Raw genomic sequence first — 23,457 nt, forward strand, 5'->3', positions numbered from 1 at the left:
GTGTGGGACGCGCACGAGGTGGGCGTGGACGTCGACCGCCTCGGGTGTCGGGCGACAGCGGCGGCGGGCACGCGGCCGCCACCGCGAGATCCTGGCCGGGTCAGGCCCGGGCGATCAGCGCGTACCTCTCGTCGGTGACGGGTCCGCCCCACAGCTCGGGGTCGCCGCTGAGCGGTTCGATGTGCAGGCTGGACACGAGGGGACGGACGGCGCCGGCCAGATCCTCGGCGGTGATACCGCCGTGCCACGGCAGGGATTCGGCTCCGGCCACATACGGCACGCCGCTCTGGCCCGCCTCACGCCACCGTCCCTCGACCAGCACCAGCCGGCCTCCTGGGCGAAGCCGTGCGACCCACTCCCGGAGCGCGGCCTCGGGATCGGGCAGGGTCCACAGCAGGTGCCGGGAGAGAAGGACGTCATACCGTTCTTGCCCGGTCGGCGGAACGGCGGCGTCGCCGACGAAGAATCGGCCGGCAAAACCCCCAGCCGCGAGCTTGGCCTCGGCCTGACCCACCATCCGGGGCGCCAAGTCCACGCCGGTGACCCGGTGCCCGGCCTCGGCCAGCAGCAGGGACAACGAGCCGGTTCCGCAGCCGACATCGAGAACGTCGGCCGGCCCGAGGGGCAGCCAGGATTTCAGGAGCCGGGCCCATGCGGCGCGCGTGCTTTCCTGACGCAGTCCGTGATCCGGCTCATCGTCGAACGCGGCCGCGGCAGCGTCCCAGTACTGGGCAATGGCAGGGATGGGATCAGACATGGAAGTGATCATGCCAGAGCCCACTGACAGCACAACGAGGCTGAATGCCAGGGACGTTGATCGCACAACCCGCTTCCCGCACCGGTCGATCGCCGGGCCGGCCGTGCCGTGCGCGCCCGGACGTGCGCCCGCGCGCCTCCGCACGCCCCCGCACGAGGGATGACCGCGGGCCGCCGCCCCAGGACCATGACCGTCACCACCACGGTCCGGAACACTCGCTCGTCACGGGGGTCACGATGGGACGACGCTGGCTGCTCACGGGATGCTCCTCCGGCCTCGGACACGCGCTGGCCTCGGCCGCGGCCCGGGCCGGGGACGAACTGGCGGTCACCGCCCGCAAGACCGCCGACCTGGAGGGCCTCGCCGCCGCCTGGCCCGGCCGCATCGTCCCGATCCCGCTCGAACTGCGGGACACCGCTTCCTGCGAGGAAGCCGTCCGCAGAGCCGCCGACCGCCTCGGCGGCATCGACGTCCTCGTCAACAACGCGGGCATCGGACTGTTCGGTGCGGTCGAGGAGGTGTCGGACGCCGAGCTGCGCGACCAGTTGGAGACCCTGGTCGTGGGCCCGTGGCGGCTCACGCGGCTCGTCCTGCCGCTGATGCGTGCCCAGGGCCACGGCCACGTCGTCAACATCTCGTCCGTGGTCGGCCGGATCGCGTTCCCGGGCCTGGGTGCGTACGTCGCCGGGAAGCACGCCCTGGAGGGCATGAGCCAGGCGCTGGCCATCGAGGCCGCCCCGCACAACATCCGCGTCACGGTGGTGGAACCGGGCATGTTCGCCACGCGCTACGGCACGTCCATGGCGGAGGCGCAGCGCCGGATCCCGGTCTACGACGTGACCAACCGCGAGATGCTCGAGGGTGCCCGCGGTCTCGCGGAGAATCCCGAGACGGGACGTCCCGAGGACTTCGCCGCGCGGGTCCTCGACATCGTCGCGGCCCACGGCCCGACACCGCTGCGGATCCCGGTCGGCGACGACGCGTACGGCTTCCTGGACCTGGCCGAGCAGGCCGACCGCGAGGAGTTCGCTGCGGCCCGGATCCTCGCTCAGGGCCCGCCCCCGCCGGCGGCGGCCTGACGGCGGGCACGGCCCCGCCCGGGAAGGGGTGGCTCCGGACGGTGGCGCGGGGGGGCCGCGACTACCGGCCCGAGGGAATCGGTGCGGCCCCGGTCGCGTCGATCGAGATCGACAGCCCCTCGGTCAGCCATTTGTGAGCCACCGTCATGTTCAGCACGCGCCCACCGGTGGCCGTGCCGACCAGGGCCCAATAGCGTTCCAGGCGGGGGTCGAAGCCGGACGACCTCGACACCAGCCCGTGCAGGTATGCACGGAACGCGGGGGTGTCCGACTCCCGCCGAGCTCGTGCGTGGGCGGATACGAAGGCGTTCACCGCGTCCCCCGGGCCGGGCGGCAGACCCCGGGCCACCGCGGCGGCCGTCAGGGCGGCCGCATCCTCGATTTCCCCGTAGAAGGCCGGACCATCCCTCATCTCTTCGTCGTGGTCCTGCGTCCAGCGGGTGAAGCTGGGTGTGGCGACGAGCAGATGAAGCTCCGCATAGGCCAGGGCCGAAGCGGGATCGGGGTCCTGTGGGGGACCGGGGGACAACATGGCGATCATGATGTCGAGCCGGCGCTTGGGCATGGCCGCGGACAGTTCGCGATACCAGTGGTCGGTGAGGCTGCGATGCGCCTCAGGGAGCCGCTGCACGCGGGAAAGGATCTCCAGGCGCCGGAGCCGTTCCTCACTCGTGCAGTCGTCGAGGGACATGAGTGTGGCCTGGCGCCACCGCAGTTCGGTCAGTCGCTCCTGGACCGATTCGAGCTCGCTCGACACCAGTTCGCCGAGGGAGCACTCCCCCGTGACCACCTGCGTGATGGTCGCGATCGGAGTGCCCACCGCCCGTAGGCGCCTGATGAAGCGGATGCGCTCCCACGCCTCGGGGCCGTAGCGCCGATGGCCGCCCGTGCTACGGCTTGCAACCGGCAGCAGACCGCTGTCGGAGTAGTAGCGGAGGGTCTTCACCGGCACGCCCGTTCCGGCGGCGAGTTCGCCGATGCTCCATGTGTCGTGCGTCATAGTCCCTTGAATCTCCTGCGCGGGGGAGGTCCTAGCGTACGGAGCACCGAACCGACCACATCGAGTCGGCCCCCTCCGAGCAGGAACGGTGGATACGCATGTCCCCGACCACGACAGCACCGCGTCCACGCCGACGTGACCGGCTCCGCGCGGTGCTCTTCCCCTTGCTGTGCGCGCTGGCCCTGCTCACGGGTATCGCCGTACCGGCGACCGCCGCCCCACCAGGTTCTCCGCCCTCCGCGGGGCGGACCGGTCCGGTCGTACGGACCGACCACGGTGCGGTACGCGGCGTGTCACACCGCTCGTCCGCCACCTTCCTCGGCATTCCCTACGCGGCACCGCCGACCGGACCGCTGCGCTGGCAGGCCCCGGCGCCGCCTGCCGCATGGCAGGGCGTCCGGGACGCGACGACGGCGGCTCAGCGCTGTGTGCAGATGCCGGCACCGGGAGCGGGCGCGGTCCTCGGGTCGGAGGACTGCCTCTACCTCAACGTCACGATGCCGACCGCGAAGCCGGCCCGGCAGAAGCGGCCCGTGATGGTGTGGATGCACGGCGGTGCGTTCCTGGGCGGTTCCGGCAGTGACTATGACGCCGAACAGCTGGCGGTCCGGGGCGACACGGTCGTCGTCACGGTCAACTACCGCTTGGGAATCTTCGGTTACTTCGGCCACCCCGAGTTGGGCTCCGCCCCGCCGTTCGGCCTGGCGGACCAGCAGGCCGCCCTGCGCTGGGTGCGCGCCAACGCCGAGCGCTTCGGCGGCGATCCGGGCAACGTCACGCTGTTCGGCGAGTCCGCGGGCGCCCTCAGCATCTGTGCACACCTCACCTCGCCGACGGCCGCGGGCCTCTTCCGGCGGGCCGTCCTCCAGAGTGGTTCGTGCTTCATGTCCTTCCCGCGCGGTGCTCTCGGGCCCGGAACGCCGGCGTACGAGCCGTTCGCCTCCCAGGGCGACGTGCAGGCGGCCGGTACGGACGCTGCCCGGCAGTTGGGCTGCGCCACGGGGGCCGGAAACGAGGTACTGGCGTGCCTGCGCGGGCAGAGCACGGACCGCCTGGGCACCGCGCAACTGATGCAGTCCTTCAACCGGCCCGCCTTCGGCAATGCACTGCTGCCCGAGGCGCCGGACCTGGCGCTGGCCTCGGGACGCTTCCACCGCATGCCGGTCATGCAGGGCACCAACCACGATGAAATGCGGATGTTCGTCGGCCTGACGCTCGCCGCGTTCCCGATCCGCACCGAGGAGGATTACCGCGCACGCCTGGTGGACGCCTTCGGGCCCTCGGCTCCGGCCGTCGAGGCGCAGTATCCGGCAGCACACCACCCCACGCCCGCACTGGCCTGGGCCGCGGTGCTGACCGATCGATCCCTCACCTGCACCACACTGGCGGCAGGCCGGGCCATGACCGCTCACGCCCCCGGACTCCCCCTCTACGGCTACGAGTTCGATGACCCGAGCGCTCCTGTCCTCGCAGGCCTGCCGGCGAACCCGGGCTTCCCCTACGGATCGGCACACGGCTTCGAGATGCCGTTCCTGTTCGCCTCCTTCCCCACCGAGGGACCGCTGAGCGACGCCCAACGCGGCTTGTCCGACCGGATGGTCGGATACTGGACGAACTTCGCGCGCACGGGAGACCCGAACACCCCCGGCGCCCCGCACTGGCCCGTCCTGCGCCCTTCGTCTCCCCACGCGCGGTCGGTGCAGTCGCTGACTCCCGGACCGGGCGGAGTCCGTCCCGTCGACGTGGATTCCGCACACCACTGCTCGTTCTGGGCAGGTCTGCCTCAGTGAGCGGCCCTGCCCGGCCGGGGTGCACGGCGCCGGCGGGCGGGTCACCAGGTGGCGTACAGGGCCTGCGGTGAGCGGTGGATCAGCGTGGGCCACATCTGCGGTCGTGGACGGCGTTGGTCCAGTCGTAGTTCCGGCATGCGGCGCAGGAACAGTTCGAGTGTCAGGCGGAGCTGTTCGCGGGCCAGTTGGGAGCCGGGGCAGCCGTGGGTCCCGTACCCGAAGGCGAGGTGCCGGCGGTTGCCGGGCCGGGTGATGTCGAACTCCCCTGCCCGCTCGTACCGTTCCTCGTCCCGGTTGGCCGAGCCGTACGCCACCATCACGGTGGCCCCCGCGGGCAGTTCCGTCCCGGCGAGGGTCACCGGCCGGGTGGTGGTCCGCCGGAACGCCTGGATGGCGGTGTCGTGGCGGGCGGCCTCCTCTACCGCCGCGGGGACCAGGGACGGATCGGCGCGGAGCATCCGCCACTGCCGCCCGTCGTCGCCGAGCAGGTGCAGCAGCGTCGTGCCGATGAGGGCACTCGTGGTGAGGAATCCGGCGATGAGCAGGTTCTGCAGGCTCGTCACCAGTTCGTGGCGCTGCTCGAGGGTGAGCTCGGCGTCACCGGGGGCCAGGGCGGCCACCATGGCCGAGCACATGTCGTCCCGGGGCCGGGCGCGGCGCTCGCGTACGTACCCGTCCAGCAGGTGCTGGAGCGCGACCACGTCCTCGGCGGCGGCCGCCTGCCCCTCGGGCGGCAGAGGGCGGAACAGCAGCTCCTCGGCCCGGTAGCCGCCGTGCACGGCGGCGGGCACGTCGGCGGGGTCCAGCCCGATCAGCCGTCCGACCACCCTCCCGGGCAACCGCCGGGCGTACGCCTCCACCAGTTCGGCGGACCCGTCCGCCGCGAAGCCGTCCGCCAACTCCCCTGCGCACGCACGGGCGTACGGCAGGAGCGCGGCAACCCGGGCGGCGGACAACCCCCGGTTCAACGGGGCGCGGAGCCGCCTGTGGGCCCCGGCGTCGCTGGACACGACGGTGGGGCGGGGCCCGAACCCCCGGGGCAGGACCCCGAGCGCCGCCTCCGAGAGCGGGATGTCCGGCAGCAGGGCGTTGGCCGAGGAGAAGTCCTCCGCACGCAGCAGCACTTCCCGTACGTCGCGGTCGCGCGCCACCAGCCACGCGTCGAACTCGGGTACGTACAGCAGCCCCTCGGACCGGCGGGCGCGTTCGTAGAGCGGATAGGGGTCGCGGTACAGCTCGTCACGCCGCGCCTGATCGTCGTGCCACGCCACTGGGACCTCCGGATCACGGTCGGGACCGGGCTGCTGGAGGGGCCGTGGGCGCCGGTCCCCGGTGGAGCTCGTCGCCAGAAGGCGAGGACGGCACATGACAAAGGCAAGGAGAGCACTCTCCTTGCCACTCTCAAGTTATAGCGTGCCGGGGGGCTTGCCGCAAGGCCCCCGCCGGGCCGCAGAATCGTCGTCCGAAGCCGCAACCGCCCCGGAGGAATCGCAGTGAACGAGTGGTACGTGTGGGACCTTCACGAGGTGGACGAGACGCAGACCGCGGTCGTCGGCGGCAAGGGCGCGCATCTGGGCGGGCTGTCGCGGATCGAGGGCGTCCGGGTGCCGGACGGATTCTGCGTGACGACGGACGCCTTCCGGCGGATCATGGCGGAAGCACCGGCGATCGGCGAGCGGCTCGATGAGCTGTCCCGCGTGGACCCGGATGACCGCGAGGCGGTCCGCACGCTCAGCGCGCGGATTCGCCGGACCATCGAGGGGGCTCCCGTCCCGGGTGACCTCGCGGCGGCGATCACCGGCGCGCTCGGCCGGCTCGGCGAGGAAGCCGCCTGTGCCGTCCGGTCCAGCGCGACGGCGGAGGACCTGCCCACGGCCTCCTTCGCCGGCCAGCAGGACACGTACCTGAACGTCGTGGGGCCGGAGGCGGTCCTCCGGCACGTCAGCCGGTGCTGGGCCTCGCTGTTCACCGAGCGGGCCGTGGTCTACCGCCGGAGGAACGGCATCGATCACCGTACGGTCCACATGGCCGTGGTGGTGCAGCGGATGGTCCTCCCGCAGGCGTCCGGCATTCTGTTCACCGCCGACCCCGTCACGGGCAACCGGAAGGTCGCCACCGTGGACGCCGGCTTCGGCCTCGGTGAGGCCCTGGTCTCAGGCCTGGTGAACCCGGACGTCTTCAAGGTGCGGGACGGGGAGGTCGTCGCGAAGGCGATCGCCGCCAAGCAGCGCGCCGTGACCGCCCTGCCGGGCGGCGGTACGCGGGAAGTGACGATCGACCCGCAGCGGCAGGAGCAGCCGTCGCTGACGGATGCGCAGGCCGTGCGGCTCGTACGGCTCGGGCGGCGGATCGAAGCGCACTTCGGACGCCCGCAGGACATCGAATGGTGCCTGGTCGACGACGACTTCCAGATCGTTCAGAGCCGGCCGATCACGACGCTGTTCCCCATCCCGGAGGCGGGCGACGACGAGAATCACGTCTACGTCTCCGTCGGCCACGGGCAGATGATGACCGACCCCATGAAGCCCCTCGGCTACTCCATGTGGCAGCTGACTGCCATGGTGGCGATGCACGAGGCCGGCGGGCGGCTGTTCGTCGACGTCACCCGGCGCCTGGCCTCGCCCTCGAGACGTGCCGGGCTCCTGAACACCATGTCGAAGGGCGATCCGCTGATCAGGGACGCGCTGGAGACCGTCCTCGACCGCGACGGCTTCGTCCCGCTGCTCCCTGACGCGGCTCCCGGCGGCACGCAGGCAGGCGGCGCATCCGCTCCGACCGCCCCCATCGCGACCGACCCGGCCATCGTCACCGGGCTGATCGAGCGCAGCGCGGCGTCCATCGCCGCCCTGGAGCGCGATATCCGGACGAAGACCGGAGCGGAGCTGTTCGACTTCCTGCCGGGGGCCTTCGAGGAGCACAAGCGGGTCCTCAGCGACCCGCTGAGCATTCAGGCGATCATGGCGGGGATGGAGGCCACGTGGTGGCTGAACGACAAGCTGCAGGAGTGGTTGGGCGAGCAGAACGCAGCCGACACGCTCACGCTGTCCGCCCCCCACAACATCACGTCGGAGATGGGGCTGGCGCTGCTCGACGTCGCGGACGTGATCCGCCCGCACGCGGAGGTGGTGGCGTTCCTGCGGGGCGTCGACGGCGAGGACTTCCTCGACGGGCTGGCGAAGCTCCCGGGCGGCTCCGAAGCACGCGAGGCCATCGAGTCGTACCTCGACCGGTACGGCATGCGCTGCGTCGGCGAGATCGACATCACGCGGCCGCGTTGGCGCGAGCGCCCGAGCACGCTCGTACCCGTGATCCTGGACAACGTACGGAACTTCGAGCCGGGCGCCGCCGAACGGCGCTTCGAGCAAGGACGGCAGAAGGCGCAGCAGAAGGAACAGGAGGTGCTCTCGCGCCTGCGGGACCTGCCGGACGGGGACCACAAGGCCGACGAGGCCAAGCGGATGATCGACCGGGTCAGGACCTTCATCGGGTACCGGGAGTACCCGAAGTACGGCGTCATCACACGCTACTTCATCTACAAGCGGGCCCTGATGGCGCAGGCCCGGCGCCTGGTGCAGGCGGGCGTGATCCCTGAGGAGGAGGACGTCTTCTACCTCACCTTCCAGGAACTGCGCGACGTCGTGCGCTCGAACCGGGTGGACGACCCGCAGCTGATCCAGAGGCGCAAGGAGGCGTTCAGGGCGCACCACGCGCTCACACCGCCCCGGGTGCTCACCTCGGACGGTGAGGCCCTCACCGGGGCCTACCGGCGCGACGACGTACCGGCCGGCGCCCTGGTCGGCGTACCGGTCTCCGCCGGGACGATCGAGGGGCGGGCCCGCGTCATCCTCGACATGGCGGACGCCGATCTCGAAGAGGGCGACATCCTGGTCACGCCTTTCACGGACCCGAGCTGGTCGCCGCTGTTCGTCGGGATCGCGGGCCTGGTGACGGAGGTGGGCGGCCTGATGACCCACGGGGCGGTGATCGCCCGGGAGTACGGCTTGCCGGCCGTCGTGGGCGTGGAACGGGCCACCCGACTGATCCGGGAGGGCCAGCGGATCCGCGTACACGGAACCGACGGGTACATCGAACTCCTGCCTTGACCCGAGGCCGGGCCGCCGCAGAGGCCGGTACACCGTGCGGTCACGTTCCTGAATGCATCGCGTTCGCGGGCCGCGGGTGTGGGGGCGGTGCGGCTCCTCCCCCTCAGGCGCGCGCCCGGGGCAGTTTCACGACTGCTACGAGCAGGGCGATCCTGAGGAAGCAGCTGGCCATCACGAAGGCGGCGAGTGCGGCCGAGGCGGTGACGATGCCCGCCTCGTCCGAGGAGTTGGCATTGACACCCAGGACGGCGGCACCCGCGCTGGCCAGTCCGATCGACCCGCCCAGCTGCCGGAACGTCTGCCGTACGACGGACGCGTCGGTCCGCTTCACGGCGGGAACGCTGCCCATCATCGCGGCGCTCAGTGCCGGAACGGGCAGGCCCATCCCGAGCCCCGCCAGGACCATGCCGGGCACCTGCCAGGCGTACGCGAGGCCGGGCAGCGCGAGCGTCCAGGCCACGGCGCCCAGTGCGGCCAGCGCCAGGCCGAGGACGGCGGGCACTCGGACCGACCGGAAGCGGTCCAACAGGTATCCCGACAAGAAGGTGCCCGCCGCCAGGGCGGTGACCAGCGGGAGCAGGCCGAGGCCGGTCTCCCGCAGCGACAGGTCCATGGCCTGGCGCAGGAACAGCGTGCCGTGCACCAGCATGACCAGTTGGGCCGCCTGCACCAGGAACGTCAGCGCCACCTCCACGGCGTAGGGCCCGATGCGCAGCAGCCTCAGGTCGACGAGGGGGTGCGCGGACCGCAGTACGTAGCGCGCGGTGAGCCACAACGCGAGCGCGCCCACCACCAGCGCGGTGACCGTCCTGGCGTCGGTGATGCCCCAGATGCCGCACTGGTAGAGCCCTAGGATGAACATGCCCAGGGAGAGGACCACGGCGATCGGCTGCCCCAGGGTGAAGGTGCCGGTCGGGGCATCCCGGTGCACGCGTGCCCGGGCGATCGCCCACAGCGTCAGCGCGCCGACGGGTACGTTGGCGAGGAACACCGAGCGCCACCCGAGGGAATCGATGAGAAAGGCCCCCAGGACGGGCCCGAGGACGTAGAAGACCTGCGCCAGACCCGCGTAGCGGGCCAGTGCCCGGCCGCGTTCGTGTTCCTCGTACACGTTGGCGATCAGCGTCGTGGCCACCGGCAGCATCAGGGCGGCGCCCAGGCCCTGCACGACGCGCATCGTGAGCAGGTACGGTTCCGCGGCGTCACCCCCGGGAGCGAGGCCACAGAGGCCCGATCCCAACGCGAAGACCACGGTCCCGAACTGAAAGGTGCGCAGGAGGCCGAACCGGCGTGCGGCCATCGCCCCGACCGGCGTGCACGCGGCCATCTCCAGGCTGTAGACGAGCACGATGGCGTGCATGACGAACGTGGTCAGGTGCAGGCTCCGGGCCACCGGGTCGAGGGCGAGCGCGACGACGGTCTGGTCGAGCATCACCATGCCACCGGCGCAGCCCATGGCGACGACGACGTAGTGCTTGCGGGGCGCGGGAGTTCCCCCGGCGGACGGGGAGCCTACGTCGGAGGGCCGGTTGGGGCGCGACATCGGCTTCATAACGAGCGGAAGGACCGTCGGACACGACCCGGCCACCGGACGGCTGACGCCGCCTCTCCCTCCTCACGAGCCAGGCCGTGGACGTTCCGCCCCCCGCGCGGGCCCTCGTCGCGGCGCCCGCGTCGCGGAGGCTGCCTCGTCGCGACGCTGGTGGTCGTTACGGTGGGGCCGGTGGGGCTGCCCGGCCCCACCGGCCCTTTCCGTCTCGCTTGCACCCCGGAGCACCGGACCGGGGCGTCGGAGTCAGCTGGGCATCAACGACCCTGCAGGGTCCTGACGTTGTCGCCGAAGGTCCAGCCCTTCGAGCCGTCCCAGTTGAGCGACCAGGTCATGAGCCCCTTCAACGAGCCGCCGTAGGCGTTCCACGACTGGCTGACGAGGGTCGGCGACATGTAGCCGCCGCCCGCACCGGGCTGGGCGGGCAGGCCGGGCACCTGCTTGTCGTAGGGCACCTTGACGGTGGTGCCCTGGATGGTCAGGCCGTTGTTCAGGCAGGTGGTCTGCGCGGTGAAGCCCTGGACGGTGCCGGCTTGGTAGGAGTCGCCGGAGCAGCCGTACATGCTGCCGTTGTAGTACTGCATGTTCAGCCACCACAGCCGGCCGTTGTCGGCGTACTTCTTGATGATCGGCAGGTAGGCGCCCCAGATCGACCCGTAAGTGACGCTTCCACCGGTGACGTACGCGGTTTCGGGGGCCATGGTGAGGCCGAAGCCGGCCGGCATCTGCGCGAGGACGCCGTCGATGATGCGGATCAGGTTGGACTGGGAGGCGGACAACGTGTTGATGTTGCCGCTTCCGGACAGCCCGGTCTCGATGTCGATGTCGATGCCGTCGAAGTTGTACTTCTTGAGGATCGGGACGACGGTCGCCACGAACGTGTCGGCGACGGTGCCGGAGCTCAGGTCGATGCCGGCTGCGGCGCCGCCGATCGACATCAGGAGCGTCGCCCCGGCCGCCTTGGCCCGGCACATCTCGGCGGGCGTCGAGACCTTGACGCCGGCGTCCATGCCGTCCTGCCACAGGACGGTGCCGTCCGAGAGGATCACCGGGAAGGCGGCGTTGATGACGTTGTACCCGTGCGCGGCGATCCGGCTGTCCGTGATGGGGACCCATCCCATGCCGGGGTGGACGCCGTTGGAGGCGCCGTCCCAGTTCTCCCAATAGCCCTGGAGGACTTTGCCCGACGGCCTGGGCTTCGTCGGGCAGGTGTCACCTGGCGGGGTCGTGGGCGGTGCCGTGGTCGGCGGCGCGGTGGTGGGCGGGGCGCTGGTCGGTGGGGCGGTGGTCGGTGGGGCGCTGGTGGGCGGGGCGCTGGTCGGCGGCGTGGCGGTCGGCGTGGGGTCGGTGCCGCCGGGGCCGCTGAGCGACACGTCGTCCGCGTAGTACGCGGGCTGCCCGTACCAGCCGTGCAGGTAGACGGTCACCGATGTGGTGTTCGGCCCGGTGGTGAAGGCGACGCTGAGCCGGCTGTACGACGGGCTGTTCGGCGTCCACGTGGACGGGGCGCCGGTGAGGCCGGCGCCGGTGACGCCCAGGTAGACGTAGCTGCCTTGGACGTACGCGCTCAGGTCGTACGAGGAGTTGGGCTGCACGCTGATGGTCTGGGTGCACTGGGCGGTGTCCTGACCGGTCGGTGCCGCCTTGAGCGCGGAGGCCCCGGTGCGGACCGGGCTGCCGACGGCCGTGGCGGCTCCGCCTGGGCATGTCCAGTCGCTCAGCCCTTTCTCGAAGCCGGAGTTGGCCACCAAGTTGGTGGTGGCGGCCCCGGCCGTGATGGAGCCGGCCACAGCGAGGCCGGTGGCGATGACGGCAGTGGCGCTGACCGCGGCGAGAACGCGCCTCAGCACGGCCGCGCCGGGATCGGGACGAGGGGGGAGAGCGTCCGACGGACATGGAGTACGCGACCTTCGACGGAACATGGTGTGCTCCCTTCCCGCCAGGTGTCATGGGCATGACGATGCGTGGGGGCGTGACGCCCGGCTCGGGTGAGGTGGGGACATGTGGGGCTGCGCCGGACCGGATCGTAGGAGCGTCGACAAGTCCCGTCAATAGGTCTGGACCATTGACCGGACGCCCAGAGCCCAAAGGCTGCAGATCCGGGGGTGCACAATCGTTTACCCTGGGGGTGAACGATTGTGCACCCCTGTGTGACCGCTCCCTTCGCGCCCTTGGAGCAACATGCCCGCCGCGATACCCGCACCTGGTCCCACCCCCGACGCCGCCCCCTCCCCCGCGCCCACGACCCCCCACAGCCGTCACCCCGGGCTCGTCATGCCCGTCCTCGCCTTCTGCGGCATGGTCGTCGCCGTCATGCAGACCCTCGTGGTTCCGCTGCTGCCGCACGTCCCCGACCTGACGGGGGCAAGCCCGGGCGCCGCGGGCTGGCTGGTCACCATCACGCTGCTCACCGGCGCGGTCTTCACTCCCGTCCTCGGCCGCGTCGGCGACATGTACGGAAAACGGCGTGTCCTGCTCGCCTCACTGGGCGTACTCACCGTCGGCTCCGTGCTCTGCGCGGTCAGCTCCGACATCGGCGTCCTGATCACCGGCCGGGCACTCCAGGGAGCGGCACTAGCGGTGATCCCCCTGGGCATCAGCATCATCCGCGACGAGCTGCCCGCCGACCGGGTGCTCTCCGCGATCGCGCTCATGAGCTCGACGCTCGGCATCGGTGCGGCGATCGGCTTGCCCGTGGCCGCGGTGGTCATGGAGAACTTCGACTGGCACACCATGTTCTGGGCGTCGGCGGCGCTCGGGCTCCTCGATCTGCTGCTGGTGCTGTGGATCGTCCCCGAGTCGCCCGTACGTTCGCACGGCCGCTTCGACCTCCCCGGCACCCTGGGACTGACCACCACCCTCGTCGGGCTGCTCCTCGCCATCACCCAGGGTTCGGACTGGGGCTGGACCTCCCCGCGCACGCTCGGCCTGCTCGGCGCCTCGCTGGCCGTGGGCCTGCTGTGGGGGTGGTTCGAGCTGCGCACCGACTCCCCCATGGTCGACCTGCGGGTCTCCGCCCGGCCCGCCGTCCTGCTCACCAACGTGGCGGCCCTGCTGATCGGCTTCGCGTTCTACGCGAACTCCCTGGTCACCGGACAGATGGTGCAGGAGCCCACCAGCACCGGGTACGGCCTCGGCGCATCCATCGTGGTGAGCGGACTGTGCCTGCTGCCCGGCGGCCTGGCCATGGTGGCCCTCTCCCCCGTCTCGGCACGGATCTCGGCCGCCTACGGGCCGCGCACCGCACTCGCGCTGGCCGCCGTCGTCATGGCCGTCGGCTACGTGGTCCGTTTCTTCACCAGCCACAGCCTCTGGCTGATCGTGTGCGGTGCCACCGTGGTGGCCTCCGGCACCGCCATCGCGTACTCGGCGCTGCCCGCCCTCGTCATGAGGGCCGTACCGGTGAGCGAGACGGCCGCGGCCAACGGCCTCAACACCCTCATGCGCTCTGTCGGCCAGGCCTGTTGCAGCGCCGTGGTCGCCGCCGTCCTGGCCCACGTGACCTTCGTCGCCGGTGGGCGCACCGCACCGACCCTGCACGCCTACCTGCTCATCTTCCTGATCGCCGCGGGGGCGGCGCTCGCTGCCCTCGTCGCCACACTGTTCCTGCCGTCGGACCGTACGGGAGTCGGCCGGGGACCGCTGCGCGGTCGCGCGGGCGGTACGGTCACGGTGTCAGCGTCCGTGACCGCCGCCCGGGAGAGCGCATGAACAGCACCGAGAACTCCCTCACCACCGCGTCTGCCACGGCCGACGGGGTGGCCGGCGCGGTGGCGGGCGAGGAGGCAGGCGCCGAGACCGGACGCGAGGCCATCGTCCGCGCCGCCCGCCGCGCGTTCACGCTGCGACCGTACGCCGAGGTCACGATGCGCGGCATCGCGGCCGACGCCGGGGTGAGCCCGTCGCTGATCGTCAAACGCTTCGGCAGCAAGGAAGCCCTGTTCAACACGGTCGCCGACTTCCGGGCGGCCGCCGACGAGCTCTTCGCTGCCGCGCCCCCCGCCCTCGGCCGGCACCTGGTCCTGACGATGGTCGCGCTACGGGACCGCCTCCGCGGGGACCCGCTGCTGCGCGTCGTGTTCTCCCTGGGTATCGAGGACGAGCGCACCCTGCTCCGCGCGCGTTTCCGCGAACAGGTCACCGACCGGCTGGCCGCCGCCCTGACCGGCCCGGACACGCAGCTGCGGGCCGAGCTGATCGCCGGCCAGCTGCTGGGCCTGGGCGCCACCCTGAGCCTGCACCGCCCCGACGGCGCCGGCTCGCACGCCGGCGCCGAACGCCTGGCGGACCTCTACGCCCCCGGCCTCCAGCGGCTCATCGACGGTCCCTGAGACGGCCCTGCCTCCCGCGGCCGGTCCCGTCGGCGCGCCGACGCACGCGCCGATGCGGCAGTGACCGGGCCTCCTCGAGTGGCCGGGCGGCCTCGGGCTCAGCCTCGCGGCAACCGATCCGGCGACGGGGCTCGGCCTCGGCAGCTTCAGTTCTGGCACGCGTACGAGCCCCCGCCGGCCGGCGATCTGCTCATGCACCGCCGGCAGTCCTGTCAGCGTGGCTCGGCTGCTCCGCCGGGGTCGGTGTGGTGCCGGTCGGCCCCTGCCGACCCGTCAGGCGGGGCGGATGGTGACGTAGTCGTCGATGGCGTCGCGCTGGAACGCGGCGAGGCCGGGTGTGATGGCCTCGTAAGCGGCGCGCCAGGCGGGGTTGTCTACGCAGGCGCGACCGATCGCCCGGTACTGCTCCGCAGACACCGGACGCATTTCGGTCAGGGCCCGGTACTGGGCGTCGATCTCGGTCTGGACGGCCTCGGCGTCTGCCAAGTTGCCCGCGGTCATGAGTTCGGCGAGGCGGATCATCCGGGCGGTCCGCTCACGCTTCCCGGCCTCGATGTCCTCGGGGCTCATGGCGGCAACGCGGCGTGCGACCTGTTCGGCGTGCTCGGGGAAGTCGCGCAGGCTGTCCTGCTACAGCGTGCGCCGCCGAGGGGACAGCAGCTGTCAGTGTGACGTCGGATCGCGGAGTCGCTGTCACAGGTCGCTCCTCCTCGAAGAGTGACGTGGGAGGGCATGGCCGTGTTCCGCCTCGTCCACCGGTCGGCCCATTCATGTCGCAGCCTTCGCACGCTCATTCGTAGGATCGGACACAGACGGCCCGACACGCGCGAGGTGCCGCTCGCGGCACGGCGTGCCACGAGTCAGCCGAAGGGATCCGAGGTGAGGTCTGAGCCGCTCGACAGCAGTGGATGCGCGCGGTCGGGGCGCTCTCCCTGCTCGGCCCCGCGAGCAGGCCGGCGCTATCGCTCGCGGATGCATCTGGTGGCTCTGGGGCTGGCCCTCGGCGCGATCACTTCGACCCTGCCGGTCGGGCAGGGGCATGCGCACGGTGTGGGAGGCGCCGGGGTCCGCCGGGGCGTGGAGCCGGACGCGGGGTGTCGGCCCACGCTGGCGGGCGTGGCCCACCAGGACGACGACCTCCTCTTCATCAGCCCCGAGGTCCAACGGCTCATACGCGCCGGATGTTTTGTCGGCACCGTCTATCTGACGGCCGGGGACGCCGGCCGCCCGTTCACCGGCGGCGACTCCTACGTACGCCGTCGGGAGAGGGGTCTGCGGGCGGCCTACGCGCGTATGGCAGGCGCCGCGAACCACTGGTTCCGGGCAGATCTCACGGTGCGCGGGCGCGCCCTGGTGTCCTACGTCCTGGCGGGACGCCCCGACGTACGGCTGGTCTTCCTGCGACTGCCCGACGGGCTCCCGAGGGGTGTCGGCAGTCCGCGGTACGCGCGGCAGAGCCTGCTGAAGCTGTTCCGGGGGCAGTCCGCCACCATGACACCGGTGGACGGGACCAGGCCCTACACGGAGGCTGAGCTGGCCTCCGTCCTGACCGAGGTGCTCACCCTGCGCAAGGCGGAACACGTTCTGACGCTGGACTACGACAGCGCGACGTTCGGGGTCGGCCCGCTGGATCCGGCCGATCACAGCGATCACGAGATCACCGGACGGCTGTTTCGGAGGGCCGCCTTCCGATCCCCCACCCGTCCGGCCGTCACGCCGTACGTCGGCTACGGTCTGCCGCTGCTGCCACCGAACCTGACACCGCGGCAGCGACGCGACAAGAAGGCCGCGTACGAGGCCTACGCCGCGTACGCGGGATGCATCACACTGCCCTGCCCGGCCCGCATCACACTGAGCCGGAGCTATCAGCAGTGGATGGAAAGGGAGCACCGCAGGATGCACCGGCAGCCCGTTCCCGGGGAGGTCATGTCGGTCATCGGCCGTACCGCAGAGCGGGTCGCCGTCGAGCGGTGTCTGACTCTCGGCGTCGGTCGGCCAACAGCGGCGGTGACGACGGAGGACTGTGACGGCAGCCCCGCCCAGCAGTGGACCTTCGCCGGTGGCACCATCAAGGCCGCCGGGTCCGACGACTGCCTGACCGCCGCTCTGGGCGTGGCGTCCTGCGACGGGTCGAGCGGCCAAACCTGGTGGCGCGACGCCGACGGCAGGATCGGGTCGGGCGAGCGGTGCCTCCACCAGGACGACCTGGCGGAGCTCGCCCCCCGCCTCACCCTGCAGGCATGCTTCCCCTATCAGCCCGAGCTGCGCTGGCTCTGGCAGCACCGGAGGCCCGCTCGTCGGAGACGTGGCGGATGACGGCGTTCCCGCGCCACGCTGCGGCACTGCCCGCGCACCCGGCTCCGGCGGCTCTCTGACGGCGGCCGCAACGTCGCCTGGTCAGTGGCTCGCCCGCCAGGAGGGCGGCCAACTGGCTCGTTCCGGAAGACCTCACCCGGTACTTGCAGGCTCGCCCGGGCCTGCCCCCCATCCAGTGCTGCGACTGGCAATCCCCACCCGGCGGCGCGTCCACTCGGCGCGGATACCTCGAGTGGGCACGGGACCGGTTCTTCTTGGCGCTCGACGCCCTCGCCCGGTTCTGCACGACGGCATGCACCAGGGCCGCGCTCCGGGGTGGGCGGTGATGGTCGCAGTCCCGGTCGCCACCCCCGTCACGTGGACATACGCTGGCCGTAGGGGAGGCGGCCAATGGGCCGCCCTTACACGGACACCGCGTCGCCGATGGCTCAGTCTCCATCGTGCTTGCCGGCTTCGTTGCCCCTCCCGTGACGGCTGACGGTCGCGAACCGCGCCGGCACTCTCCGCTGTTTCCGCGCGACCAGGGAGTCGCAATGACAAGACTTTCTCGTGCACGACGTCAGGCCATGGCCATTGCGGCAACGCTGATGGCCGGAGGCATGGTCTTGGGGGTAGGCACAACGGCGTCCGCCGCCGTCTCGGCCGGCCTTCCCGCCGAGGTCAGCCCCGCCGACCAGGCGGCCATCCTGAACGACACCAATGCGATACGTCAGACGGAAGGCGCGCCGCCCATCGCCTGGGACGCAGCGCTCGCCTCAGGCTCCCAGGCATGGGCCGACAACCCCGCTTCCCACGCCAGTGGGCTCGCGCACGACAAGAGCTTCACCACCGGCGCCGAGAACATGTCGGGTGGAGGGCCGTCCCAGGCCGTGTCGCAGTGGGCCGGAGAGAAGGCCGCCTACGACGCGGCCGGACCGAACTGGAACACGGATGACCCCAGCTACAAGTACTGGGGCCACTACTGGAACATGGTCCAGAAGAATTACACGAAGATGGGGTGCGGCGCTGCAGCCGGCGTAACGGTCTGCCGCTACGCGTGACCGGACCCGCACGGCCTCGCGGCCACCGTCGGCCGCGGGCCCTCCTGCGGGCCGTCGGCGCCGTCCGGGGCGTGAACGCGAACCGCACGGTGAAGCGGTTCATGCCCGCGCTCCTGTCCGTGCTCGTGCCATCCAGTCCGCAAGCAGAGGCATCCAGTCGGACCGGGCGTTGCCCAGGAGGTGGTCGCCGTGCGGGACGGACAGGTAGGTGCCGCGCGGTGCGAGGCGGGCCAGCGATTCCCGTTCGTCACGCCGGGGATGACGTCCCGGCCGCCCTCCACCACGGGCGGGATCTGCCGGCGGTGACGACGGCACTGCTGCACGGCGACATCGACGCGGCCTTCGGCCGCGTCCACCACCGTTGCCCGGCGGCCTGACGCACCGTCTTGTCCGCCTCGAGCCGGTTGACGCCGTCCTGAGTGCGGACCATCCGCTCGCAGCCGAGCCGGCGCTCCGACCCGGGCAGCTGCACGAAGCGCGCTGTGGGCACCCGGTGCGCGCGACCGGCTCGATTTCCTCCGCCAGTTCGCCGACCATTTCGACGTCCGGGAACGGACCGGCAGCGTCAGCCTCGGGCTGGGCCACTTCCTTGCCGAGGTGGCGGAACACCCGCGCGCTTCTCGCTGCTGCCCGCCGATGTGCGCCTGCCGCAGGTCCCCGGGCTGTGCACCGTTCCGTTGATCGATCCCACACCGCTGTATGCCTGGTCACTGCTGTGGCGCACCGGAAACACCCACCCCGGCCTCAGCGGCCTCGCCGCCGCCTGCGCCGTGGAGGCAGGGCGAAGCCGGTGGCTGGAGTACGACCCGACCCGCGACTGGCTGCCCGAGCAGTCCTCCAACGGTCCCGTCATGGGACGGGGCGTTTCGTAGGTGGTCCCTGTCGGCAGTGCGCCCGCTTCCAGCTCCTCCCCTCCGTCCGCTCCGAACCGTACGTCGCCGCCCCCGACGCACGCCCAGGCAGCGAATGGGTGATCGTCGGTGAGGCGGGATCCGCTGCCGGAGCGCACCAACTGTGCTGACAGACTGCCTGGTTATGAGCGGACATGAGATCGGGATCAGCGGCGGCGTGACCTTAGGATTGCTGGCGGCGTGGGCACTGCATGACGCGGAGGAAGTCATCATGGTGCCGCGCTGGGCGCATGACCGGGTGCCGGAACTACGGGGGAGATTTCCGCAGGTACCGGATCGGGTGTGGCGGCGTCTGCAGTCCATTGACCAACGTGAGTTCGCGACCGCCGTCGCCGGGATGGCCGTGGTGGTTGCCGCAGCGGCTGCCGACGGGTACCGCACGGGCGGACGTTCGGCCTTCTACCAGGGGGCCCTCAACGGATTCGGGCTGCACGGCCTTGTGCATCTCGCCCAGGCCGCTGCGGTCCGTGGGTACACACCGGGCTCGGTGACCTCGCCCTTGGTGGTCATTCCCTTCACCCTCTGGGCCCGTGGCCGAATGCGCCGGGCCGGGGTACTGCGCCCTGCACGCCCCCACGATGCCGTGCAGGGCCTCGCATTGGCCGCGGTGGCCACGGTCGGGTCACATCTGATGGCGCGACGGGTTGGCGGCTGGGCGACGGCCCGGCCCGGCCAACCCAGCGCCCCAGGCGGCGGCGACGGCCGGGGCGCAAGCGCGACATGAACGCCTCGTCCGCGCTGAACCCGGCCGAGCCGCCCGCCGAAAGCAGTACGGCGATCTTCCGCTGTGAATGAAAGGCCTTGGCCGTCGATCCGTACCGGGACTAGCTTTGGCGCCATGCGCGAGTTGATCACCGACGACCGTCGGACGTTGGCAGTGGAGCAATGGGGCGACCCCACCGGGATACCGGTCGTCTACCTGCATGGCAGCCCGATGAGCCGACTGGCCCGATACCCGGACGATTCCCTGTTCCACGAGCTCGGCGTCCGGCTGATCACCTATGACCGGCCCGGGTTCGGAGGCTCCACACCGAAGCCGGGGCGTCGGGTCGTCGACGCCGCCGCTGACGTGGCCACCATCACCACCGCACTCGGCCTGGACCGTTTCGCGGTGTTCGGAGTGTCCGGGGGCGGCCCGCACGCCATGGCTTTCGCCGCCCGGTATCCCGAACGGGTGACACGGCTGGGTGCGCTGGCGAGCCTGGCACCGCGTGACGCGGTCGGGCTGGACTGGACCGCCGGCATGAACGAGGGAAACCGCCACAGCGCCGCCATGGCGGTGACCGGGAGGCACGCCGTCACGGAACACCTCGCGAATCTCGGAACGGCCAACTTCCCGCCGCTGCCCGAGATCGAACAGACGGTCCTCTCGCGACCGGAGATCAGCGCGATGATCGGCCCTGCATTCGCCGAAGCGGTCCGACCGGGCCTGGACGGCTGGGTGGACGACGTCACCGCCCTCTTCGGCACGGAGTGGGGGTTCGACCCGGCAGACATCACGGCCCCGACGCGGATCTGGCACGGGGGTCTCGACACCCTGGTGCCCCCTGCGCACGGCGAATGGCTCGCCGCACGCATGCCGACGGCGACGCTGATCAGACAGGCCGATGCCGGGCACGGCGGCCACTTCGACGCCACCCCCGCGATGCTCGCCTGGCTGATCAGCGACATCGACAACGAGGTCCACGCTCCGGGAAGCTGACCTCGCGAGGCCGCCGGCCCCGACGCCACCGGCTCACGAGCCCACTCGTCCGGCGCCGGCTGACCGGTCACCGGCGCGGCGTCCTGCGCGAGCACCTCGGCCCTGGTATCGGTCCGTCATGGATCTCACGAACCTGATGGCCCGGGCCGACACCGAGACCATCCACCGCGCCGGTACCGGTACCCCCACGCCTCGGGAAGCCCGATGACGGCCGAGGCGGATCTCGGTTGCCCCGGGGCGGCGGTCCTGACATTCGCCGGCGGCCACCTGCCGGTGCGCCTCGACGGCGCCGTGCTGCACTCACGTCCCTCCGGTACCACCACCCTGAGCGGCCTGGCACGGTCCGGCACCCTGGCCCCCGGTGGGGAGTTGTGCCTGCCGCTCGTCGAGTACGGGAACCGCCGCTGGTCCGTGGCGGACGTGCACGTCGAGGTTGCCCCCACGGGTGACCGCCATGACCGGGTCATCGTCAGCTGGCACAGCGGCCTCGAGCTGGAGGCCGTCGACCCCAACGGCCGCTACCGGGTGGAGGTGGCCTGGCTGCTGCGGGCCCGCACCCTCAAGCTGCTGCCACTCGACGACCTGATCGACGGCCGCCTGGCCCCTTACGCCCTCGCCCTCGCCTCCGGCGTTCGTGACCCACGCGTGGCTCGCCGCCTGGAGCTCGCCTGCAACGAAATCGCCACCCGGGACCCGCTCGTGACGCCCCGGCGCTCCCGCCGGTCGGCCGAGACCGGCCCACTGCGGCTGCTCCATGACGTGACGGCGGCCGGCGGGCACCTGGCCGCCACCACGGGCACGGTCAGGGCCCGGGCCGAAAGCCGCGACCGACTCGCCGTCCTGTCGCTGGTCACCTTTCCCCTCAAGATGCCCGCCGCACCGGACGCGCCCGTCCTCGTGGTCAACGCGGGAGCCCCGACCCTGGACATACTGCGGGCCTGCGAAAGCATGGCCGCCGAGGAGCGCACCCGGCGCGCCCTCTCCGACGTCGACGCGGGACGGGCCTCCTGCGGCGAAACCGCCTTCGAGGCCGCGCGCGAGGCACTGCACCGCCGCTACACCCGCACGCTCCCCCACCGCCGACGGCACGGCACACCGAGCCCATGAGCCCCGGCCGGCCGAGACGACCCGCTGCACCGTACGTCCGGTCGCCATGCAGGGCTTTGCGCAACTACCGGGTCAGTCGGTCCATATGTCCCACCACTGCTGTGACTGGAAGTTCTTCTGCCACAACTGGACACGGGCGCCGTTACCCAGGACGTTCGCGTCGCGGTCCATGACGATGTTGCCGCCGCCGTAGAAGCGGGCGTTGTAGATGGCGCGGTCGCCGGCGGGGTGGGACCAGCTCTGCTGCGGTGTGTTGTTGCAGTCCCAGACCTGCACCCTGGTGCCGTTGTTGCCACCCCCGTTGAGGTCCGCGTCCAGGCACTTGCCGGGGAAGCGATAGCTCTCGAGCGCGCCGTTGTTCCAGAGGTACCAGCGCTGCTGGGTGGTGCCGTTGCACTGCCAGAGCTGGACGACGGTTCCGTTGCCGCCGCCGTTGGCGTCGACGTCCAGGCACTGGGTGGTGGGACGTTTGGCGAAGTCGTTGGTGATCCGAACGGCCTGGTTCAGCAATCGCTGCGGCGCCGCGGCCGTCCCACCCTGCGGCTGTGCGGTCCAGTACACGGGGCGGGGCGCCGCCTTGGCCCCAGCGGCAGATCCTTCGGCCGCGCCGGCACCGGGCGTTGCGGCCAGTACGGTGGCGAAGGCGGCGGCGGTGACCGCGGTCCATCGTGTGATGCGGGGCATGACCTCTCCTACCTCATCGGGGCGTGCAAGGGCCGTGCGGCGGCACACTGATGACGCACCGGTGCAGTGCATGCCGGTGCGTGGCCGTGCCGGGACGTAGCTGAACACAGCCCGGCGCGGTGGCGTCAGAGTGCCGATCCGGCCAGCGGGCATGCGCACCGCCCGCCTCGACCTGATCGGCTCGGAAGGTCACCGGCCGCTCCTCCGCCTGCGGGGACTCGCTCCGGCGGGATTTCGCCGCCGCGGCGATGAGGTGGAAGCGATCAGGACTTGCTGGACGGCGTGGACGCGACTGTCGGCCGGACCGTGCCTCGACGGGCCGGGTCACTCGCTCGTGAGCGCCCCGGATTCCCTTGTGTTGGAGATGGCGAAGCGCACGCCGGCATCGGCGTTCTCCTCATCCAGCCGCAGCGGAACGGACACCGGGTTCAGCGGCAGGTCGTACCCGGGCGGCGCCTGTGTCTCCTCCCAGTAGTAGACGCCGAACGGCACGGTACGGGAGCACTCACCGTTGGCCCCGGTGGTGCAGGGACCCTCGATGACGCTGTCCGGTTGGGAGCCGGTGGGCTGGAGGCCCGGGATGCCGTTGGTCTCCTCCCACAGCTGGAAGACCGCGCCGCTCAGGGGGTCCCCCGTGAAGGAGTCCTCCTTGATCACTGTGATCGCACCGGTGTCGGGCGAGCCCGGTCCGTCGCAGTCCGGCGAGCCGTCGGGGCAGTGGCGCGGCGGGCGGCAAGGGCCGCAGTGCCGCGGGGGGCGGCAGGGGCCGCTGGGGAGGGCTGCATGGCTGTGGGGTGCGAACCAGTCGCCGTGACCCGGTGGGCACACGGCGGCCGCGCCCTCGCCGCCGACCTGAGCCCGGCCGGGGATCGGCTCTGCCGCCGCGGCGTACGAGGGGGCCGCGGCCAGCAGAGCGGCTGCCGCCATCCCGAAGACCCAGGGACGCCACGAAAGCCATGTCGAGCGGAGTTCACGAGAGGTCATGGCACGACATGATCGGGCCGCGCCGTCGGGGAGGGACCCCGACACACCTGTACTCCGGCGTTCCGTCCGTATGCCCACTCGAACGGCGTCGGAACGGATTGCGG

Annotated in this window: 18 protein-coding genes and 2 pseudogenes; 11 read left to right on the top strand and 9 right to left on the bottom strand. The window is 71.6% G+C overall.

Translation table 11 applies throughout. From position 1 onward, the window contains the following. Positions 1-100 precede the first annotated feature (100 nt). Positions 101-757, bottom strand: a complete 657-nt coding sequence (locus ACZ49B_RS21965; RefSeq protein WP_468308402.1) for a class I SAM-dependent methyltransferase — start codon at positions 755-757, stop codon at positions 101-103. A gap of 236 nt (positions 758-993) precedes the next feature. Between ACZ49B_RS21965 and ACZ49B_RS21970 the strand changes: the two genes are divergently transcribed. Then, positions 994-1,836 carry an SDR family oxidoreductase gene (locus tag ACZ49B_RS21970; RefSeq protein ID WP_468308403.1) on the top strand — a complete coding sequence of 281 codons (843 nt, stop codon included), beginning with the start codon at positions 994-996 and terminating at the stop codon, positions 1,834-1,836. A gap of 61 nt (positions 1,837-1,897) precedes the next feature. On the opposite strand, the gene ACZ49B_RS21975 is transcribed toward ACZ49B_RS21970, so the two are convergent. Then, the gene (locus tag ACZ49B_RS21975) at positions 1,898-2,836 is read right to left on the bottom strand and encodes a MerR family transcriptional regulator (RefSeq protein ID WP_468308404.1); all 939 of its coding nucleotides are present in this window, start codon (positions 2,834-2,836) and stop codon (positions 1,898-1,900) included. A 98-nt stretch (positions 2,837-2,934) separates the two neighbouring features. On the opposite strand from ACZ49B_RS21975, the gene ACZ49B_RS21980 reads away from it, so the two are divergent. Beyond that, positions 2,935-4,626, top strand: a complete 1,692-nt coding sequence (locus ACZ49B_RS21980; RefSeq protein WP_468308406.1) for a carboxylesterase/lipase family protein — start codon at positions 2,935-2,937, stop codon at positions 4,624-4,626. 41 nt (positions 4,627-4,667) lie between these two features. Here ACZ49B_RS21980 and ACZ49B_RS21985 read toward each other — a convergent pair whose 3' ends face one another. After that, entirely contained in the window at positions 4,668-5,897 is a 1,230-nt protein-coding gene (locus tag ACZ49B_RS21985; RefSeq protein ID WP_468308408.1) for a cytochrome P450, read from the bottom strand. A gap of 222 nt (positions 5,898-6,119) precedes the next feature. On the opposite strand from ACZ49B_RS21985, the gene rph reads away from it, so the two are divergent. Further along, positions 6,120-8,729 (top strand): rifamycin-inactivating phosphotransferase, encoded by a 2,610-nt coding sequence (gene rph, locus ACZ49B_RS21990; RefSeq protein ID WP_468308411.1) that lies wholly within the window; start codon positions 6,120-6,122, stop codon positions 8,727-8,729. A gap of 103 nt (positions 8,730-8,832) precedes the next feature. Here the strand turns inward: rph and ACZ49B_RS21995 are convergent, their stop codons facing one another. From ACZ49B_RS21995 to ACZ49B_RS22005, 3 genes and pseudogenes are all read right to left on the bottom strand, one after another. Then, complete coding sequence (locus ACZ49B_RS21995) at positions 8,833-10,272, bottom strand: MFS transporter (RefSeq protein ID WP_468308413.1); 1,440 nt, start codon at positions 10,270-10,272, stop codon at positions 8,833-8,835. A 263-nt stretch (positions 10,273-10,535) separates the two neighbouring features. After that, complete coding sequence (locus ACZ49B_RS22000) at positions 10,536-11,651, bottom strand: chitinase (protein ID WP_468308704.1); 1,116 nt, start codon at positions 11,649-11,651, stop codon at positions 10,536-10,538. Between the two features lie 42 nt (positions 11,652-11,693). Beyond that, positions 11,694-12,200 (bottom strand): annotated as a pseudogene (locus ACZ49B_RS22005) (carbohydrate binding domain-containing protein); the annotation flags it as partial. Between the two features lie 259 nt (positions 12,201-12,459). Here ACZ49B_RS22005 and ACZ49B_RS22010 point away from each other — a divergent pair. Continuing rightward, positions 12,460-13,989 carry an MFS transporter gene (locus ACZ49B_RS22010; protein WP_468308414.1) on the top strand — a complete coding sequence of 510 codons (1,530 nt, stop codon included), beginning with the start codon at positions 12,460-12,462 and terminating at the stop codon, positions 13,987-13,989. Continuing rightward, positions 13,986-14,609: a TetR/AcrR family transcriptional regulator gene (locus tag ACZ49B_RS22015; RefSeq protein WP_468308417.1), complete on the top strand. Its 624-nt coding sequence runs from the start codon at positions 13,986-13,988 to the stop codon at positions 14,607-14,609. The genes ACZ49B_RS22010 and ACZ49B_RS22015 overlap by 4 nt, the downstream gene beginning before the upstream one ends. A gap of 273 nt (positions 14,610-14,882) precedes the next feature. On the opposite strand, the pseudogene ACZ49B_RS22020 reads toward ACZ49B_RS22015, so the two are convergent. Continuing rightward, positions 14,883-15,239, bottom strand: a pseudogene (locus ACZ49B_RS22020) (TipAS antibiotic-recognition domain-containing protein); the annotation flags it as partial. Positions 15,240-15,581: 342 nt separating this feature from the next. Between ACZ49B_RS22020 and ACZ49B_RS22025 the strand changes: the two are divergent. The 6 genes from ACZ49B_RS22025 (at position 15,582) to ACZ49B_RS22050 (ending at position 21,685) form a co-directional block, all read left to right on the top strand. Beyond that, positions 15,582-16,925, top strand: a complete 1,344-nt coding sequence (locus tag ACZ49B_RS22025; RefSeq protein WP_468308419.1) for a PIG-L family deacetylase — start codon at positions 15,582-15,584, stop codon at positions 16,923-16,925. Positions 16,926-17,491: 566 nt separating this feature from the next. Continuing rightward, a complete protein-coding gene (locus ACZ49B_RS22030) occupies positions 17,492-17,965 on the top strand; it encodes a CAP domain-containing protein (protein WP_468308421.1) in 474 nt (157 codons plus the stop codon). 677 nt (positions 17,966-18,642) lie between these two features. Continuing rightward, on the top strand, positions 18,643-18,837 hold the full coding sequence (locus ACZ49B_RS22035; RefSeq protein ID WP_468308423.1) for a hypothetical protein: 195 nt from the start codon (positions 18,643-18,645) through the stop codon (positions 18,835-18,837). A gap of 163 nt (positions 18,838-19,000) precedes the next feature. Beyond that, positions 19,001-19,600 carry an HXXEE domain-containing protein gene (locus tag ACZ49B_RS22040; protein WP_468308426.1) on the top strand — a complete coding sequence of 200 codons (600 nt, stop codon included), beginning with the start codon at positions 19,001-19,003 and terminating at the stop codon, positions 19,598-19,600. 114 nt (positions 19,601-19,714) lie between these two features. Further along, positions 19,715-20,578 (top strand): alpha/beta fold hydrolase, encoded by an 864-nt coding sequence (locus ACZ49B_RS22045; protein ID WP_468308427.1) that lies wholly within the window; start codon positions 19,715-19,717, stop codon positions 20,576-20,578. Positions 20,579-20,782: 204 nt separating this feature from the next. Beyond that, positions 20,783-21,685 carry a hypothetical protein gene (locus ACZ49B_RS22050; protein ID WP_468308429.1) on the top strand — a complete coding sequence of 301 codons (903 nt, stop codon included), beginning with the start codon at positions 20,783-20,785 and terminating at the stop codon, positions 21,683-21,685. A gap of 72 nt (positions 21,686-21,757) precedes the next feature. Here ACZ49B_RS22050 and ACZ49B_RS22055 read toward each other — a convergent pair whose 3' ends face one another. Continuing rightward, positions 21,758-22,369 carry an RICIN domain-containing protein gene (locus ACZ49B_RS22055; protein ID WP_468308432.1) on the bottom strand — a complete coding sequence of 204 codons (612 nt, stop codon included), beginning with the start codon at positions 22,367-22,369 and terminating at the stop codon, positions 21,758-21,760. 324 nt (positions 22,370-22,693) lie between these two features. Further along, a complete protein-coding gene (locus ACZ49B_RS22060; RefSeq protein ID WP_468308433.1) occupies positions 22,694-23,353 on the bottom strand; it encodes an MSCRAMM family protein in 660 nt (219 codons plus the stop codon). Positions 23,354-23,457 lie beyond the last annotated feature (104 nt).

The organism is Streptomyces sp. NPDC031132 (genome assembly GCF_055570595.1).

Excerpts from the sequence above, each read along its gene's own strand:
- ACZ49B_RS21965 (WP_468308402.1), bottom strand. The coding sequence starts at position 757 with ATGTCTGATCCCATCCCTGCCATTGCCCAGTACTGGGACGCTGCCGCG.
- ACZ49B_RS21970 (WP_468308403.1), top strand. The coding sequence starts at position 994 with ATGGGACGACGCTGGCTGCTCACGGGATGCTCCTCCGGCCTCGGACAC.
- ACZ49B_RS21975 (WP_468308404.1), bottom strand. The coding sequence starts at position 2,836 with ATGACGCACGACACATGGAGCATCGGCGAACTCGCCGCCGGAACGGGC.
- ACZ49B_RS21980 (WP_468308406.1), top strand. The coding sequence starts at position 2,935 with ATGTCCCCGACCACGACAGCACCGCGTCCACGCCGACGTGACCGGCTC.
- ACZ49B_RS21995 (WP_468308413.1), bottom strand. The coding sequence starts at position 10,272 with ATGTCGCGCCCCAACCGGCCCTCCGACGTAGGCTCCCCGTCCGCCGGG.
- ACZ49B_RS22010 (WP_468308414.1), top strand. The coding sequence starts at position 12,460 with ATGCCCGCCGCGATACCCGCACCTGGTCCCACCCCCGACGCCGCCCCC.
- ACZ49B_RS22015 (WP_468308417.1), top strand. The coding sequence starts at position 13,986 with ATGAACAGCACCGAGAACTCCCTCACCACCGCGTCTGCCACGGCCGAC.
- ACZ49B_RS22025 (WP_468308419.1), top strand. The coding sequence starts at position 15,582 with ATGCATCTGGTGGCTCTGGGGCTGGCCCTCGGCGCGATCACTTCGACC.
- ACZ49B_RS22030 (WP_468308421.1), top strand. The coding sequence starts at position 17,492 with ATGGCCATTGCGGCAACGCTGATGGCCGGAGGCATGGTCTTGGGGGTA.
- ACZ49B_RS22040 (WP_468308426.1), top strand. The coding sequence starts at position 19,001 with ATGAGCGGACATGAGATCGGGATCAGCGGCGGCGTGACCTTAGGATTG.
- ACZ49B_RS22045 (WP_468308427.1), top strand. The coding sequence starts at position 19,715 with ATGCGCGAGTTGATCACCGACGACCGTCGGACGTTGGCAGTGGAGCAA.
- ACZ49B_RS22050 (WP_468308429.1), top strand. The coding sequence starts at position 20,783 with ATGACGGCCGAGGCGGATCTCGGTTGCCCCGGGGCGGCGGTCCTGACA.
- ACZ49B_RS22055 (WP_468308432.1), bottom strand. The coding sequence starts at position 22,369 with ATGCCCCGCATCACACGATGGACCGCGGTCACCGCCGCCGCCTTCGCC.
- ACZ49B_RS22060 (WP_468308433.1), bottom strand. The coding sequence starts at position 23,353 with ATGACCTCTCGTGAACTCCGCTCGACATGGCTTTCGTGGCGTCCCTGG.